The sequence below is a fragment of the Thermodesulfovibrionales bacterium genome (assembly GCA_026417875.1).
Lineage (GTDB): Bacteria > Nitrospirota > Thermodesulfovibrionia > Thermodesulfovibrionales > CALJEL01 > CALJEL01.
In genome coordinates this window covers 13,282-29,121 of the sequence record JAOACK010000005.1, presented here as the reverse complement: position 1 = coordinate 29,121, position 15,840 = coordinate 13,282, and the positions used below count along the sequence as shown (strand labels likewise).

Here is a 15,840-nt window from a genome sequence, read left to right as displayed (position 1 = left end):
ATAAAGGGCCATATTTTTTCTGCGTTCAGTATAAGGTTTCGCTTTTCGGCACACCTGTCCTTTTAATAAGATTATCATAGATTTCTTTCGGCGGATCAGGGGATAACCACTTTCCTTGACAAAGGCTTGTATACTTTGAGAAAATAGAGACCTATAATTTATCCTTATTTACCTGTTTTAGAAAGGGAGGAAGAGATGGATTATTTTCTTACAGAAGAACAGCTAATGATAAAGGAGATTGCAAGAAAGATAGCAGAGGAAAAGGTTGTTCCTGTTAGAGAGGAACTTGATGAGAAAGAAGAGTTTCCCTGGGATATAATGAAGGCCATAGCCCAGGCTGACCTTTTAAGGATATTTATACCTGAAGAGTATGAAGGTTTAGGTAAAGGTGCCCTTGAGCTCTGTATAGCAGTTGAGGAGCTTTCGAGGGCGTGCCTTGGTGTATCGACCACATATGCTGCCAATGCACTGGGAACATATCCCATAATATTATTCGGTAATGAAGAGCAAAAAAGAAAATACCTTCCTGATATTGCAAGTGGTAAAAGGCTTGTTGCCTTTGCCCTTACAGAGGCAAATGCCGGAAGTGATGCAGGAGGTATTGAGACTACAGCAAAGAAAGAAGGTGACTATTACATCCTTAATGGCACAAAACAATGGATAACAAATGGTGGTGAGGCAGAGATATACACGGTCATAGCAATCACTGACAAAAAAAAGGGTGCAAGAGGAGCATCAGCCTTTATAGTGGAGAAGGGTACACCGGGATTTTCCTTCGGAAAAAAAGAAAAAAAGATGGGCATAAGGGCATCTGCCACAAGGGAGCTCATATTTGAAAACTGTAAAGTTCCAAAGGAGAATCTCCTTGGCAGGGAAGGAATGGGATTTATTGTAGCCATGAAGACCCTTGACCATTCAAGGGTTGGAGTGGGAGCTCAGGGAGTTGGTGTAGCTCAGGGAGCTTTTGAGGTTGCCCTTGATTATGCGAGAAAGAGGCATCAGTTTGGTCATCCAATAATAAGTTTTCAGGCTATACAGCATATGCTTGCTGATATGGCTACAGAGATAGAGGCAGCAAGGGCACTGGTCTATTCTGTTGCAAGATATATGGATAGTGGAGCAAAGGATTTTTCAAAGGAATCGGCAATGGCAAAATTATTTGCAACAGACATGGCAATGAGGGTCACGACAAATGCTGTACAGATACTGGGTGGTTACGGATATATGAGGGAATATCCTGTAGAAAAGATGATGCGTGATGCAAAGATACTCCAGATCTACGAGGGAACAAACCAGATCCAGAGAAATGTAATAGGTCAGGAGCTCATAAAAGAGTCATTAAAGAAAAAATCTTAGGAGCCAGGTATGATAAACAAGACTGAAAAGATATGGATGGATGGAAGGCTCGTTCCATGGGATGAGGCAAAGGTTCATGTACTTACCCACAGCCTTCATTATGGTCTTGCAATATTTGAGGGTATAAGGTGCTATGAGACAGTAGAAGGTCCTGCCATATTCAGGCTTGATGAGCATATAGATCGACTGGTCAAATCAGCCTCTATATTCATGCTCCAGATACCTTATTCCAAGGAAGATATCAAAAAAGCAGTAATAGAGACTGTTAGAGAAAACAGAATGACAGAATGTTATATAAGACCAATTGTCTATCTGGGATACGGTGCCATGGGCCTTTTTCCAAAGGGTAATCCTGTGAATCTTGCAATTGCAGTATGGCCCTGGGGTTCCTATCTTGGAGAAGAGGGATTGAACAGGGGTATAAGGGTAAAGATATCCTCTTTTATCCGCGGACATGTAAATTCCTTTATGGCAAGGGCAAAGGTTAGTGGATACTATGTGAACTCCCAGCTTGCAAAGCGTGAGGCAATCTCTCATGGCTATGATGAGGCCCTTCTGCTTGATGCCGATGGTTATGTCTCCGAGGGAAGCGGAGAGAATATATTCATAGTGAGAAAGGGGATATTGAAGACAACTCCCCTGACCTCAATTCTTGAGGGCATTACAAGAGATAGTATTATAACAATTGCAAAGGATGAAGGCATCTCTTTCAGCGAACAGAGATTTACAAGGGATGAGGTTTATACAGCTGATGAGGCTTTTTTTACAGGAACAGCAGCTGAGGTTACACCAATAATAGAGGTGGATGGACGGATAATCGGAACAGGCAGACCAGGTGAAATAACAAAAAAATTGCAGACTATCTTTTTTGATACAGTAAAGGGTAAGAACAGAAAATATAGAGACTGGCTGACCTTCGTAAAATAAATTATTCCCTTATTTCTTGAATCTTCTCTTCTTGAGGATGATCCATTAGATTCTGTTCCTCGGTATCAGAGGAGCCCTTTTCAAGCCCGTACTCAGGAGGGATAATGCCCCTCTTTCTCATGATCTCAAGTACAAAGGCTGCCCTGTTTTCTACATACCTTGAGCCACTCAGGGGATTGTATCTAATAGGATTGGGAAGAACTACAGCAAGCCTTGCCGCCTCCTCTGGTGTGAGCTCTCTTGAACTCTTTCCAAAATAATAATTGGCAGCTGCTTCAGCTCCAAAAACACCAGGACCCCATTCAACCACATTAAGGTAAAGTTCTAAGATCCTTTTCTTGGAAAGGGTTCTTTCAAGTTTCCATGCAATTATTGCTTCTTTCATCTTTCTTGTGATGGTCCTTTCCGGTGTGAGGAAGAGATTTTTTGCAAGCTGCTGTGTTATGGTGCTTCCACCTGCAACAAACTTTCCTTTTTTTATGTCCTTTCTTATTGCTTCTTTTATACCTTCAATATCAAATCCCTCATGCATATAAAATCTGTCATCCTCAGCAATCAGGACTGCCTTTATAAGATAGGGTGAAATCTCAGAGAGAGGAACCCATTTTTTTCTGATATGGTATCCTGGAGAGGCTTTTTTCAGCCTGTAATTCATAAGTGAGGTAAGTTCAGGATTTTTATGTTTTAGCCATGCAGTGGAGGGTATTGTAAAGAGATAGGCAATAAATAAAAAGATAAGCCCTGAGAAAAAGAAGATCAGAAGATATTTAAAAAACCTTTTTCCTAAGGACATCTCAAAGAACTATCTCTGTACCGAGACCTTCCCTGGTGAAAATCTCAAGAAGCAGGGCATGCTCAATCCTTCCATCAACAATATAGGTCTTTGAACATCCCTGCCTGAGGGCACTGATACAGGCCTGGACCTTTGGTATCATACCGCCCTTTATTACTTTGTCAATAAGTTTTTCAGCCTTCGACGCCTTTATGGATGAAATGAGATGACCATCTTCATCCAGAATTCCCTCAACATCGGTCATGAGTATTAGTTTTTCAGCCCTCAGTGCTCCTGCAATAGCAGCAGCCACATAATCAGCATTAATATTTAGTGTGTTTCCCTTACTGTCATATCCTACAGGTGCTATGACAGGTATAAAGTTTTTTTCCTTAAGTGTGTGGAGTATGGATGGATCAACCTCCTCCACATCTCCAACAAGTCCTGGATCTATGATCTCCTCTGTCTGTGTCTCAGGAGATATCTTTTTAATCAATTTCTTTCTTGCCTTAATAAGGCCACCATCCTTTCCACTTAAACCAACAGCCTTACCACCGTGACTGTTTATGAGATTTACGATCTCTTTATTTATTATTCCTGCAAGCACCATCTCCACAATATCCATTGTCTCCCTGTCTGTTATCCTCTGACCCTGTATGAAGAGGGGCTTTTTCCCCATCTGCTCCATGGTCTTTGATATCTTCGGACCTCCTCCATGGACAACAACAGTATGAATCCCTATAAAATTCAAAAGCACAATATCCTGAGCAAAGCTTTCCTTGAGCGCTTCTTCAGTCTGGGCAGCACCACCATATTTTATTACAAAGGTCTTTCCATAGAAATTTCTTATATAAGGCAATGCCTCTATTAGAACAGCTGCCTTTTCAGCAAGTTTTTTCATCCTGACCTCCCGAAGTTCATTAGATTTGGATTTTAGCCCGTGAATAGCTTAGCTGTCAACAGATGCTACAGTGAAAAAATGTAAACAGACTCAATATCCTATAAGTTTAATTTGTGTTAAATGATTTTAAATGTTTTTACTTTAACATATGTTATAATTTTTTATGTTAAAGTATCTTGAAGCAATAGAGCAGCTTCCTGTGGAAATAAAGCTTCCACTTCTTAAGGCCTTTGAGTTTTTTAAGGAGGAGATAGCAGAGACTGTAAAAAGGTCTGATTTTGAAGAACTTAAGTCAATAGTAAAAGAGCTAGCAGAAGCCCAGAAGAGGACAGAGCAGAGGGTAGAGGAGCTAGCAGAGGCGCAGAAGGAGAGCGAGAAGAGGCTTACCAGGCTTGAGCAGGTAGTTGCTGAGCTTGCAGAAGCACATAAGGAGAGCGAGAAGAGACTTACCAGGCTTGAGCAGGTAGTTGCTGAGTTAGCAGAAGCCCAGAAGAGGACAGAGCAGAGGGTAGAGGAGCTAGCAGAGGCGCAGAAGGAGAGCGAGAAGAGGCTTACCAGGCTTGAGCAGGTAGTTGCTGAGCTAGCAGAAGCCCAGAAGAGGACGGAGGAAGAATTAAGAAAACTTATCAAGGAGCATGAGAGAACAAGGGAGATAGTTGCTGGCCTTTCTGATACAGTAGGTTATGGTTTAGAGGATAAGATAATGCCTTACATACCTGATTTTGCAAAAAAGGAGTATGGCATAGAGGTTACACTTGTAGATAGAAGGAATCTGGTTTATCCTGATGGCAGGTATGATGAGCTAAATATATACGTAGAGGGAAGAAAGAATGGAGAAAAGGTCTATATGATAGGAGAATGTAAGTCAAGACCGAGCAAGAAGGACATTATGAGGTTTTCTGAGGTTTTAAGCAGAGTTAAAAGATATCTTAATGCTCCTGTTTATTCTTTTATAACAGGTTATTATTATTCACCTGAGGTTGAGAAATATCTAAAGGAGAAGCATCCTGAAATAAGGGCAATGAAGAGCTTTGAGTTTGAGATGAGATATTCAAGAATTTGAGTTTAATGCATAAAAACAGGAGGTTTTATGGAATGGGAAGTGGTAGCAGAGAAGGTTAGGGATATAATTCTTGGTGAGCTAAGGGAGGAGTTCAGGGATTTTAAGTCTACAGTAACAGGGCAGCTTTCTGGATTTGCCCTTGCAATTAGCTCTTTAGAGTCAAGGATGGCTGGTTTAGAGTCAAGGATGACGAATATAGAGTCTGACTTAAGAGACCTGAGGAGGTCATTAGATGATACGAACAAGAGGATAGATGAGTTAAGGGCAGAGCTTAAGTCAGAGATAATGCTTAATACTCAGAGGATAGATGATACAAACAAGAGGATAGATGAGATGAACAAGAGGATAGATGAGCTATATATAGAGGTATCGCACATAAGGGGTGATCTTAACAGGGCCCTTTCTCAGAAAGAACTTATTGATGATGTACTTATAAGGATTCAGAGGCTTGAGGGGAAGGTCTGGGCAGCCTAATTTAAGTGGCAGTATTACTTTAAGTGCTAATTATTTTGTGCAGTACTTTTAAAATACTTTGCTTTAGATTTTCCTTCCTATTTTATTACACATTCTTAGATAGTAGGTGGCATATTATAGATTTCTGTTGTCTTAGGTTGTGCAAGATTATGTACTTTTTTGCCTACTTTATGTAATCTGTTACACAATCAAGCCTGTGAAATAATAGGAAATCTATAGATTTTTTTGAAACTTTTCAACTGGCACGGCAGTTGCTTAAAAAGAGAAGGAATCTCTAAGGAGGTACTCATTATGAAGACTCTATTAAATAAGCATAGTGACTTTCCTTATAGCTATAAAAATTCAAGATTTTTAATGGTTCTCTTTATAATACTTTCTATCCTTCCCTTGAATTCAGAAGCCGCTAATATGGAGGATTACTGCCTCGTTCCGCCTTATGTGAAAAAGAATGTTCCTCCAAATATAATGATCCTTATGGACAACTCTCAAGACATGCTCAATGCTGCCTACGGCAGTACTTATGATCCTAATAAAACATATATCGGCTATTTTAAGTCGAACAAATATTACAGATATTCAGGACAGACATTTCAGGAGGCAACAGGATGTACTTCTCCAGGTCCTGACTGTTATCCTGGCAACCTTATGAACTGGGCAACTATGTCAAGGTTTGACCTTCTACAAAAGGTGCTTTTAGGTGGTAAAACAGCTTCCCGTCAGGCTAATGCCCATACACTTTCAAGCATAAGTGGTTCTTGGACTAAGACATATAATAATTGCACATTTTCTGTTAGTAATGCCAATTTGACAATATCTGGCAGTACTTGTGGAATATTAGGTGGTAGCGGAGGAGGTGGGTCATGTCCTAGTCCTAGTGGAAATTGTTCTACAGATACCAATTTCCCATGCTCTACAGGAAGTGCAAGTGCATCAAAATCTCCATCTATTATTACCCCTTCATCTTCAAGTCTTCCAGATGCTGAGGTGGGTATTTGTTATAAGTTTACATTTGAGGCTAAATGGGGAATGCCAGTAAATACTCCCTGCGGAGGTAGCAATCAGCCTTCTTGTATTGCAAGGTATACATGGAACATTACAGCAGGGTCTTTACCACCAGGGCTATATCTTGATCAGGCTTCAGGGATAATTTACGGAAGTCCTACAAGTACTGGTACCTGGTCTTTTACAGTTCAGGTAAGAGATACAGCGGGTCAAACTGATTCAAAGACCGTAACTATTCAAGTTAAGAGCCCTACTGTAAGTTCTAAGCAATTCAATGTAAAAGTAGACCTCCCCGAAGAACCTCTGACAGACTCTAATGGCAATGATATATGGGATCCTGGTGAATCATTTACAGATCAAAATGGTAATGGTCAGTGGGATGGTAAAAAAGGAGTTATTCAGGAATTCTGGGATGATATTAATCCAAGGGCAAGATGGGGCTTGACAGATTTCTTTGGAACCACTCCTAGGATAGATGTTGAGACCTGTATTCCTGCATCACCTGCATCAAGTTTTTATACAGCAATACAGAATGCTACACCTGCACCAGCCTCTGCCCTTGCTAAGGGCTTATACGGAATAACACATTATTTTATTAATACTACAAGTGGCAGACCTGAGTATGATTCAAATGCCTATCATGGTTGCACAAACAGAGATCCAATAGATAATACTCCGTGCAGATTAAATTTTATACTTCTTATTACAAGTGGTTCAAATCTTTCTGGCCCTACCTTACCAAATCTAACTGGTCCTACTAACACCTGTAATGCTTCAACAGGAACATGTTTTGTAAATAATGCACAATGGGCTTTTCTTAATGACCTGAGGAATGATAAAAATGGTAAACAATTTATATCCCTTTATGTAGTCCACACCTTTGGTAATGACCAGACACGGCCTTATCTTGAAGAGGCTGCTTTAAAAGGCGGAGGTAAATTTTATCCTGCTGATGAAAATAATCTTGAAGAACAATTGAGGCAGGCTCTTCAGGATATCTTAAGAAGGGCTGCTTCTGGAACTGCTGCATCTGTGCTTGCCTCTGGCGAGGGCCAGGGTGCAAATCTCATACAGGCAGTATTTTATCCGAGGACTACCTCTATCCAGAGAGGTGGTATCTTTGACAGGGAGATATCCTGGATAGGAAGGCTCTCAAATTACTGGTATTTTGTTGACCCCCTCTTTGCTCAGAGTACAATTGTTGAGGATAGCAATCAGGACAGAAAGCTCAGATTCTTAGATGACAAAAAAATCACCATGAGATTTGACCCATCTCTTGAAGCAACCTTTGCTGATCTTTATGACTATAATTCAATACAGAATATCTATAATCCTTCATCTTCTTCCTCTGTAATCTTTGAAAGGACAAAGGTGCTCTGGGAGGCTGGTCTTGAACTGTGGAAAAGGGATATTAATACTTCGCCAAGAAGAATATTCACAAGCTGTCTTGGTGGAACATGCCAGAATAATATGCTCTCCTTTTCTGAAGGAAATGCCTCTCAATTAAGACCTTATCTTGCACCAGGGGATTTAAATGGTGATCTGCAGATAAACGATAATGATGCTATAACATTAATAAATTACATGAATGGAAGAGAGTACAGTTTTTTAAGGTCAAGAACAGTTGCAATTGACCTAAACGGAGATGGTGATGTTCTGGATAGTGGTGAGGAGCCGAAGGTCTGGAAGCTTGGAGATGTTTTGAACTCTACACCAAAGGTTATGTCCTGGATACCCCTTAATAGTTATCACCAGAAATATGGTGATACTACCTATGAGCAATATCTTAATTCTACCAATTACAGGCAGAGAGGTATAGTCTTTGCCGGTGGGAATGATGGAATGCTCCATGCCTTTAAACTTGGAAGACTTGAATTTCCTACAAGTGAGACATGCAGTTCTGATTACAAAGCCTGTCTTTCTGGCTCTGAACTTGGTAAGGAGCTATGGGCATTTATTCCAAAGCATGTCCTTCCATATCTTAAATATTATGCAGACCCTGGTTACTGCCATATATATTCAGTTGACCTTACACCATATATATTTGATGCAAGTATAAATAATCCTGCTAATTGTATAGGTGATTACTGGACTTGTGATAAGACCCCTGAAAGCTGGAGGACTATTGTTATAGGAGGCATGAGGTTTGGTGGTGCCTGCAGGAATGTTAATGCTTCTTGTACTGATTGCGTAAAAACACCCGAGACTGCTCTCGGTTATTCATCCTATTTCGCCCTTGATGTGACAGATCCTGATAATCCTGTTCTTCTTTGGGAATTTGCACGGGATGACTTAGGCTTTACAACATCTGGTCCTGCTATTATAAGAGTAGGTGAACAAGGGAAAAATGGCAGATGGTTTGTAGTCTTTGGCTCAGGACCAACAGGTCCAATAGATACCGTTAATCAACAATTTCTCGGAAGATCAGATCAGAATCTAAAGATATTCATACTTGACCTCAAGAATGGTCCTAAACCTAATAATCTATGGGTACTGGATACAAACATAACAAATGCCTTTTCAGGTTCACTCCTTAATAGTGTAATGGATACAGACCGGGATTATCAGGATGATGTAGTCTATATACCTTATGTAAAAAGGGCATCTGATAATACCTTTACCCAAGGTGGTATTTTAAGGCTTATTACTATGGAATCTATTGGGGGAGCAATGAGGGAAACAATGGATGTGAGCAGATGGTCCTTTAGCACTGTGATTGATAACATAGGTCCTGTAACATCAGCAGTTGCTAATCTGCTTAATAAAAAGACAGGTAAGCTCTGGCTCTATGCTGGTACAGGAAGGTATTTCTATTCAAGACCTGATGACATAGATGATGCCACTGGTCAGAGACATATTGTGGGATTTACAGAACCCTGCTATAATAATGGCTGGAGTGGAAGCTGCTTAAATGATTCATCAGCAAGATTAAGGACTCTTGGTCAGCTCACAGATGTAACTGATAGACCTGAGGGGACCGATGATCCAGATGGCTGGTATATAAGGCTTGATCGCGAGGGTAATTATACCTATTGCGAAAGATACAATAGTGATGGTTCCTGTGCCCTCCAGATAACAAGACAGTATATGGCTGAAAGGGTTATAACAGACCCCCTCACAGGAACAATTGGTGTAGTGTTCTTTACAGCATATAAACCCTACAACGATATATGCTCACTTGGTGGTAAAAGCTTCCTCTGGGCTGTTAAATACGATACAGGAGGTGCTCCAGGTGGTCTTCTTAAAGGTGTGGGAATACTTCAGGTCTCAACAGGTGCTATTGAGCAGATTGACCTCTCACGGGCTTTTACTGCTGCTGGTGGAAGGAAATCCTACAGCCTTGAAGGTGTGCCTCCTGTTCAGCAGGGTCTTTCTATCATGACATCACCTGCACCGGTTAAGAGAATTATTCATGTGAGGGAAAGGTGAATACCAAAGGCTTTACCATTACAGAGGTTGTCATTGTTGTTGCAATAATTGCGATATTGTTTGCTATTACCATTTCCTTTCAGGGATGGATGAGAAGATATAATGTTGAAAGGACCATCAGGGAGATACATGCAGATCTTCTTAGAGGCAGGCAGATAGCACTTTCAGAAAACAGATTGGTATGCGTAACCCTGGGAACAAATTCTTATGTAATAAAAGGAGACTACAGTCCAGTACCTGATGGAGATGGAGATTGCGATGACCAGGGTGATAGAATTATAGTCCAGAGGAGCCTTCCATACACTTTAAGAAATAATTTTTCAAACAATACATTCAATTTTCAAAAAGATGGACTTTCTAACAGAATGGGTCATGTCCGGATAGAAGAACAGGCTTATATTAATTGCATAGATGTATTTACAACAAGGATTAACTTGGGAGAATGGAATGGCAGTCAATGTATTGCAAAATAAAAAAGGTGCAACATTAATAGAGGTTATGGTTGCCCTTGTGATCTTTCTTATTGTCTCTCTTGCTCTCATGCAGACCTCGTTAATTTCCCTTGAGACGAATTTAAAAAATGAAATGCGAGATGAAGCAGTAAGGATAGCTGCTGAGAGGATGGAGGAAGCAAGAAATATGAATTTTGATGCTCTCCTTTCTGATGCCACACCAGGGGCAAATTTTGAAATAGCACCGTGTAAGAGACCTCCAGTGAATGATCCTAATAATTATCCTGTAAAGATAACAAGAAGAATCAGAAATAATGATATCGATTTTGGAAGCAGGAGGACAGTCAGGTCTCTTGGTACAGATACAAAGGAGGTTAATATACTGGTGCGGTGGCAGTACAGGGGAGAATGTTATTCCCACAGCATTACTTCAATAAGGAAGAAGTCATGAGTAAGAGAATGGAAAAAATGTTAAATAAAGGTTTTACTATTGTTGAACTTCTTATTACAATGTCTATATTTATCATTGCCATAACACTTGTTAGCAATCTTTTCATCAATCAGCTAAATCTCTTCAGGCAGCAATCAGCTATTATGGAGACAAATGTTGAGGGTATAATGGGTCTTGAGATACTCAGAAGGGATATAGAAGGTGCTGGTTATGGGCTGCCCTGGAATCTATCTTCAGGTATTACCTATGCTGCAGCAGAGACATTTACTGCACAACCATGCGGTCCTGCTACGACCGCAAACCCTGTTACTTATAATGACAATCCCCCGAATCCACCCAGAGCCATAGTCAGCGGAAATAATTTGTGCTTTAATGGTTCTGATTATCTTGTTATTAAATCAGCAATTATCACAGAAAATGATTCTAGCAGAAAGTGGGCACTATTAAAAAATACAGGTGTAATCAGGTCTGATATCTCTGGAGAATCCTTTGATGGAAATGATAGGGTTATAGTTATTGACCCTGGGACATCAGAATCAAATTATAGAACACTTGTTGGCAGCGGTTCTACTTTTTACAAAGTGTACAGTAATGCTGGTGATTTTAAACCTTCAGACTCGATATCCACGAGGGTTATTTATGGAATTATTCGAAACACTAATCCTAAGGTACCCTTTAACCGTGCTGATTATTTTATAAATAGAAATAATTTACCCTCAAGGTGTGCTTCTGGAACGGGTGTTCTATATAAAGCAACAATGAATCATGGTTCCACTTCTGGAACAAATCAGTTTACTGAATATCCTGTTATTGACTGTGTGGCAGATATGCAGATAGTATTTGCAATAGATACTGATAATAACGGCGTACCTGATAACTTAACAAATGATATAAGTGCTCTTACAGCCGGGCAGATCAGAAAACAGGTGAAAGAGGTCAGGGTCTATATCCTTGCCCATGAAGGACAGAGGGATATTAATTATAATTATCCAAATCCTACTGTTTATGTGGGAGAGACAGGTTTGGGGCAGTCCTTTGATCTTAAAACAAGGATAGGTGATCCTGAATATAAATATTACAGGTGGAAGATTTACAAGCTTGTTGTCAAGCCGAATAATCTGGGGTGAGATATGAAAGGTATTAAAAGGATTTTATCAGAAAGTGGCATTGCCTTGGTTACAGTGCTTGTCCTATCTGCTATATCACTTGTAATAATGGCTGGACTGATATATCTTGTTACAGTCGGCACCCAGATATCAGGTATTGAGAAGAGATATAAAACAGCCCTTGAGGCTGCCTCAGGTGGAGTTGATATAAGCCTGAAGGTTATTGCAGCAAGGGGGAATAATCCTTTTGATTCCACTGTGACAGGATTATTAAATTTTCAAAGATCTATACCGAACTGTCTTATAGAAAAGATGAACAAAGCAACAGCCAACTGGAGCAGCGTCTGTCCTAATCTAAGTAGTGCTACCTCACTTATAATTGACCCTTCAGAAAACAACAATCCTCCCTTAACTTATGACGTGCGCTTTGATATTGGCACTTACAGGGTTTATGCAAAGATTGTAGATACAGTTGAGGGAAATTCTGGCGGTGACGAAGGTTTAATAAAAGGTGGTGTGGTTGAGTCAAACCCAGGTGAGGTTGCTGTTATGAGCATACCTTATCTTTATACTATTGAGATATTGAGCCAGAGGATTGATAATCCATCCGAGAGGGCAAAACTCTCTGTTCTTTATGAATACTGATGAGAATATTTTTCTTAATATTCCTTTTGTTCTTATTCATATCCTGTACTAAGGAAAGACCTGAGAAGCAAGCTTTTCAGGAAACTCCCTCTTCTCTGATACAATTTTCTGATTATTCTATAGATCTCAATACCTCTGAGCCCAAAGGTAATTCTTATGTGGAACTGGTTTTTAAAAATATTGATCCATCCAAAGTAAAGATTGAATGGTACATAAATGGAAAAAGAGCAGAAACAGGAAATTTAAGATTAAGCACAGAAGGATTAAAAAGGGATGATGTGATAATGGTGAGGGCTTTAATGGATGAAAGATTATTATTTTCAAAGGAAGTAAGGGTTAAAAACGCACTACCGGAGTTAAAGAGAGTAAAGCTCATGCCAGAGATATTCAGGCCAGGTGATAGACTCTATGTTGATGCGGAAGCAGCTGACGCTGATGGAGACCCGGTCATAATTCTTTATGAATGGACAAAAAATGGTGAGCCCGCAGGAAAGGAAAGACAGATCCAGGAAACTGTAAAAAGAGGTGATAAGGTCACAGTTAAAATTACTCCTTTTGATGGGGAGGATTATGGGGAGGCTCTTCTTTTAAGAAGAGAGATAACAAATATTCCACCCATTATAATTGACTATAAAGACAATCAATTTGATGGAAATCTTTTTACCTGTCAGATAAAGGCTATGGACATTGATGGCGATACTCTTACCTATTTCCTTAAATCTGCGCCTCAGGGTATGACCATCGATCATGTGAACGGTATTATTAGATGGTTGGTTCCTGAGGGTTTTAGAGGCCAAGTTAGTTTCACTGTAGTTGTTAGTGATGGATACGGTGGTGAGGCAATTCAGAGTTTTGAACTTAATATATAGCCCGTCATTAATCTTCCTTTGTTTGTCCGCAGTAAGTCAACATAAAAAGAGATTTCTTAAATGCTCTAATCCCTAATTCTCTGTTATTGATTTTTTCAGTCCTTTTCTTTAAAGTAAAAGTGTAGCTTTTGTTCGGCATAGGAGGTTTTTACTTCATTCCTGTGGGCTTTTATGATATCTTTGTTAATGTCGGGGCTTATGGGAGATACAGAAGGATATTCATAAGAGTGCTGAGATGCAGATAGCAATGTCAAAGTGATAGACTCAAATACGTGAGAGTTCTATGTTGGTTCCGGTAGAAAGGACATCAGAGGATAGAGTGCGAACAGACAAGAAGCCTTATTACCCGTTAAAAATATGAATCTTGATATTGATTCTCTCATTATTTACTGTGTCCTTAGGAGAGAAAATTACTTTCCTTTTAATAATTTGAAGTTTGACTTTTTATCTTCGATTTGTATTATTTGATTGCAAAATTCAGAATCAGAAATTGCTTTAAAAGAATATACTTTTTTTGTGTTATCTTAATTCTGAGTTTTTCTTTTCTGTGCTATAATGATATAAAATTCTAAATCCCCTGATAAGGGTTAATCCATATCTAATTTTCTTTTACGGAGGTAGGGTATGCTGGACAGGAGAGAATTAAAAGAGATGGCAGAACTTGATGGAAAGGGTTATTTTGTGAGTCTTTATCTGAATGTCGATCCTCTTTTCAATAAGGCCGGAGATTATATGGTCCATTTTAAAAATATGATTAAACATACATCTGATAATCTTGACAGGGAGATTTACAGGAAAGTTAAGGATTCAATGTCAAAAATAGAGAATTATGTCCTCACAAGTAAACGTCTCTTTAAAAAGGGTCTAGCGGTTTTTGCTGGTGAGGATGATTTATTCTGGAAGGTTTATCATCTAAATGTACCTGTTAAGAATGAGCTTATTATAGATAGATTTCCCTATACAAAACCACTTATTGACCTTCTTGACAATTACCAGCGGTACTGTATCTTGATTGTGGATAAGGAATCAGCAAGAATATTTGTTGTCCATCTCGGAGAGATTGTTGAGTATGGAGAGGTGCACACAGAGGGCGTGCCAGGTAAGCATAAAAAGGGTGGTTGGTTTGCCCTCTCCCAGGATCACTATGAGAGACATATTGATTACCATGTAGGAATTCATCTTAAGGAGGTAATTGAAAAACTTGCTTCCTTCATGAACGGAGAATATATTGGAAGACTGATTATCGGAGGCTCTCCCGAGGCTGTATCCATGATTAAAGATAGACTTCCAAAAGAGCTTTTAAATAAGGTTATAGGAACTGTCAGGATAGAAATGTTTGCAAAACCTGATGAGGTATTAAGGAAAGTTGAACCTGTTATAAAGGAGTTTGAAAGAAAAAAGGAGGAAGAGGATGTAAAAAAACTGATAGAGGTTAGCCTTAAAGGTGGGCCTGCTGTGCTTGGACTTGATGATGTCCTTAAGGCAATTCAGGATAAAAGGGTGATGAAGTTAATAATTTCTAAGGATTTTGAAAATGGTGGTTATCACTGTACTGGCTGTGGATATCTCACAGCCCAGAAGATAGAGAAATGTCCCTATTGCAGTGGAAGGATAGAATTCATAGAGCATATCATAGGGCTTGCTGGAGAAAAGGCAATTGAACAGGGAAGTCTTGTTGAGGTTCTTTCAGAACCCTCTGAGGAATTAAAAAAATACGGGTCCATAGGTGCTTTCCTGAGGTATTGATGGAGATAAAACTTAAAAGAGAGGATGAGATAATCGAAAACATAAGGGTCTTCAGTAAACTTACTCCTTCAGAGAAGATAAGATACGTGGAGAAGGCAAAAAAAAGATTATCCTATTTTAGAAAACTTAAGGAAATAAAGAGGGATGAGAAGACCTGAATTTGATCCCCTTGAGATTATTAAGGCCTTTAACAGAGAGGGCATCAGATACATTCTTATTGGAAGACAGGCTGTTGTTCAGTATGGTGCGCCTCTTTTTTCTTTTGATTACGATTTCTGGATTGATCCTGAAGACCGTTTCTCTGTTTACAGGTTACTGGAAAGGCTTTGCCTGAGCGGTAAATATTCTTCTGAAGATAAAAGACCTGTGGATTCTTTTTCTGACGATGAAGGTAATAAAATAGATGTATTCTTCGTAAAGGCCTTTGATAAACCTTCTATCGGAATCTCTTTAGATTTTGATAAAGTTTATGAAAGATCAGTGGTCAAAAAAGATCCTGATTCTGATTTTTATGTAAGGATACCTTCTATAGATGATTTGATAAAGTTAAAACAACTTGGTGAATTGAGACCAAAAGACCTTGAGGATATAGAGTATCTTAAAAAACTGAAGGAAATTGTATGATACCTTTGGTATCTTATCTTTAT

The 15,840-nt window shown here is 39.4% G+C and carries 15 protein-coding genes; 13 read left to right on the top strand and 2 right to left on the bottom strand.

The window, feature by feature from the left end; genetic code table 11:
• Positions 1-195 precede the first annotated feature (195 nt).
• Positions 196-1,356: an acyl-CoA dehydrogenase family protein gene (locus tag N2257_01970; protein MCX7793163.1), complete on the top strand. Its 1,161-nt coding sequence runs from the start codon at positions 196-198 to the stop codon at positions 1,354-1,356.
• Positions 1,357-1,365: 9 nt separating this feature from the next.
• Positions 1,366-2,283, top strand: a complete 918-nt coding sequence (locus tag N2257_01965; protein ID MCX7793162.1) for a branched-chain amino acid transaminase — start codon at positions 1,366-1,368, stop codon at positions 2,281-2,283.
• A 1-nt stretch (position 2,284) separates the two neighbouring features.
• Here the strand turns inward: N2257_01965 and mtgA are convergent, their stop codons facing one another.
• Positions 2,285-3,076 carry a monofunctional biosynthetic peptidoglycan transglycosylase gene (gene mtgA / locus N2257_01960; protein ID MCX7793161.1) on the bottom strand — a complete coding sequence of 264 codons (792 nt, stop codon included), beginning with the start codon at positions 3,074-3,076 and terminating at the stop codon, positions 2,285-2,287.
• A 1-nt stretch (position 3,077) separates the two neighbouring features.
• Positions 3,078-3,956: an acetylglutamate kinase gene (argB, locus tag N2257_01955; GenBank protein MCX7793160.1), complete on the bottom strand. Its 879-nt coding sequence runs from the start codon at positions 3,954-3,956 to the stop codon at positions 3,078-3,080.
• A 163-nt stretch (positions 3,957-4,119) separates the two neighbouring features.
• On the opposite strand from argB, the gene N2257_01950 reads away from it, so the two are divergent.
• The 11 genes from N2257_01950 to N2257_01900 all read left to right on the top strand — a co-directional run bounded on the left by N2257_01950 (position 4,120) and on the right by N2257_01900 (position 15,817).
• Entirely contained in the window at positions 4,120-5,019 is a 900-nt protein-coding gene (locus tag N2257_01950) for a hypothetical protein (GenBank protein MCX7793159.1), read from the top strand.
• Between the two features lie 27 nt (positions 5,020-5,046).
• Positions 5,047-5,493 (top strand): hypothetical protein, encoded by a 447-nt coding sequence (locus N2257_01945; protein ID MCX7793158.1) that lies wholly within the window; start codon positions 5,047-5,049, stop codon positions 5,491-5,493.
• Between the two features lie 291 nt (positions 5,494-5,784).
• A complete protein-coding gene (locus tag N2257_01940; protein ID MCX7793157.1) occupies positions 5,785-9,924 on the top strand; it encodes a PilC/PilY family type IV pilus protein in 4,140 nt (1,379 codons plus the stop codon).
• Positions 9,921-10,397: a prepilin-type N-terminal cleavage/methylation domain-containing protein gene (locus N2257_01935; protein MCX7793156.1), complete on the top strand. Its 477-nt coding sequence runs from the start codon at positions 9,921-9,923 to the stop codon at positions 10,395-10,397. Before N2257_01940 ends, N2257_01935 begins: the two co-directional genes overlap by 4 nt.
• On the top strand, positions 10,372-10,827 hold the full coding sequence (locus tag N2257_01930) for a type II secretion system GspH family protein (GenBank protein MCX7793155.1): 456 nt from the start codon (positions 10,372-10,374) through the stop codon (positions 10,825-10,827). The genes N2257_01935 and N2257_01930 overlap by 26 nt, the downstream gene beginning before the upstream one ends.
• Entirely contained in the window at positions 10,824-11,954 is a 1,131-nt protein-coding gene (locus tag N2257_01925; GenBank protein MCX7793154.1) for a PilW family protein, read from the top strand. Before N2257_01930 ends, N2257_01925 begins: the two co-directional genes overlap by 4 nt.
• A gap of 3 nt (positions 11,955-11,957) precedes the next feature.
• Positions 11,958-12,578 carry a hypothetical protein gene (locus tag N2257_01920; GenBank protein ID MCX7793153.1) on the top strand — a complete coding sequence of 207 codons (621 nt, stop codon included), beginning with the start codon at positions 11,958-11,960 and terminating at the stop codon, positions 12,576-12,578.
• A gap of 26 nt (positions 12,579-12,604) precedes the next feature.
• Positions 12,605-13,447 carry a putative Ig domain-containing protein gene (locus tag N2257_01915; GenBank protein ID MCX7793152.1) on the top strand — a complete coding sequence of 281 codons (843 nt, stop codon included), beginning with the start codon at positions 12,605-12,607 and terminating at the stop codon, positions 13,445-13,447.
• A 624-nt stretch (positions 13,448-14,071) separates the two neighbouring features.
• The gene (locus N2257_01910) at positions 14,072-15,193 is read left to right on the top strand and encodes a Vms1/Ankzf1 family peptidyl-tRNA hydrolase (GenBank protein ID MCX7793151.1); all 1,122 of its coding nucleotides are present in this window, start codon (positions 14,072-14,074) and stop codon (positions 15,191-15,193) included.
• Positions 15,193-15,351, top strand: coding sequence for a hypothetical protein (locus tag N2257_01905; protein MCX7793150.1), 159 nt, complete (start codon positions 15,193-15,195; stop codon positions 15,349-15,351). The genes N2257_01910 and N2257_01905 overlap by 1 nt, the downstream gene beginning before the upstream one ends.
• Positions 15,338-15,817, top strand: coding sequence for a hypothetical protein (locus N2257_01900; protein ID MCX7793149.1), 480 nt, complete (start codon positions 15,338-15,340; stop codon positions 15,815-15,817). Before N2257_01905 ends, N2257_01900 begins: the two co-directional genes overlap by 14 nt.
• Positions 15,818-15,840 lie beyond the last annotated feature (23 nt).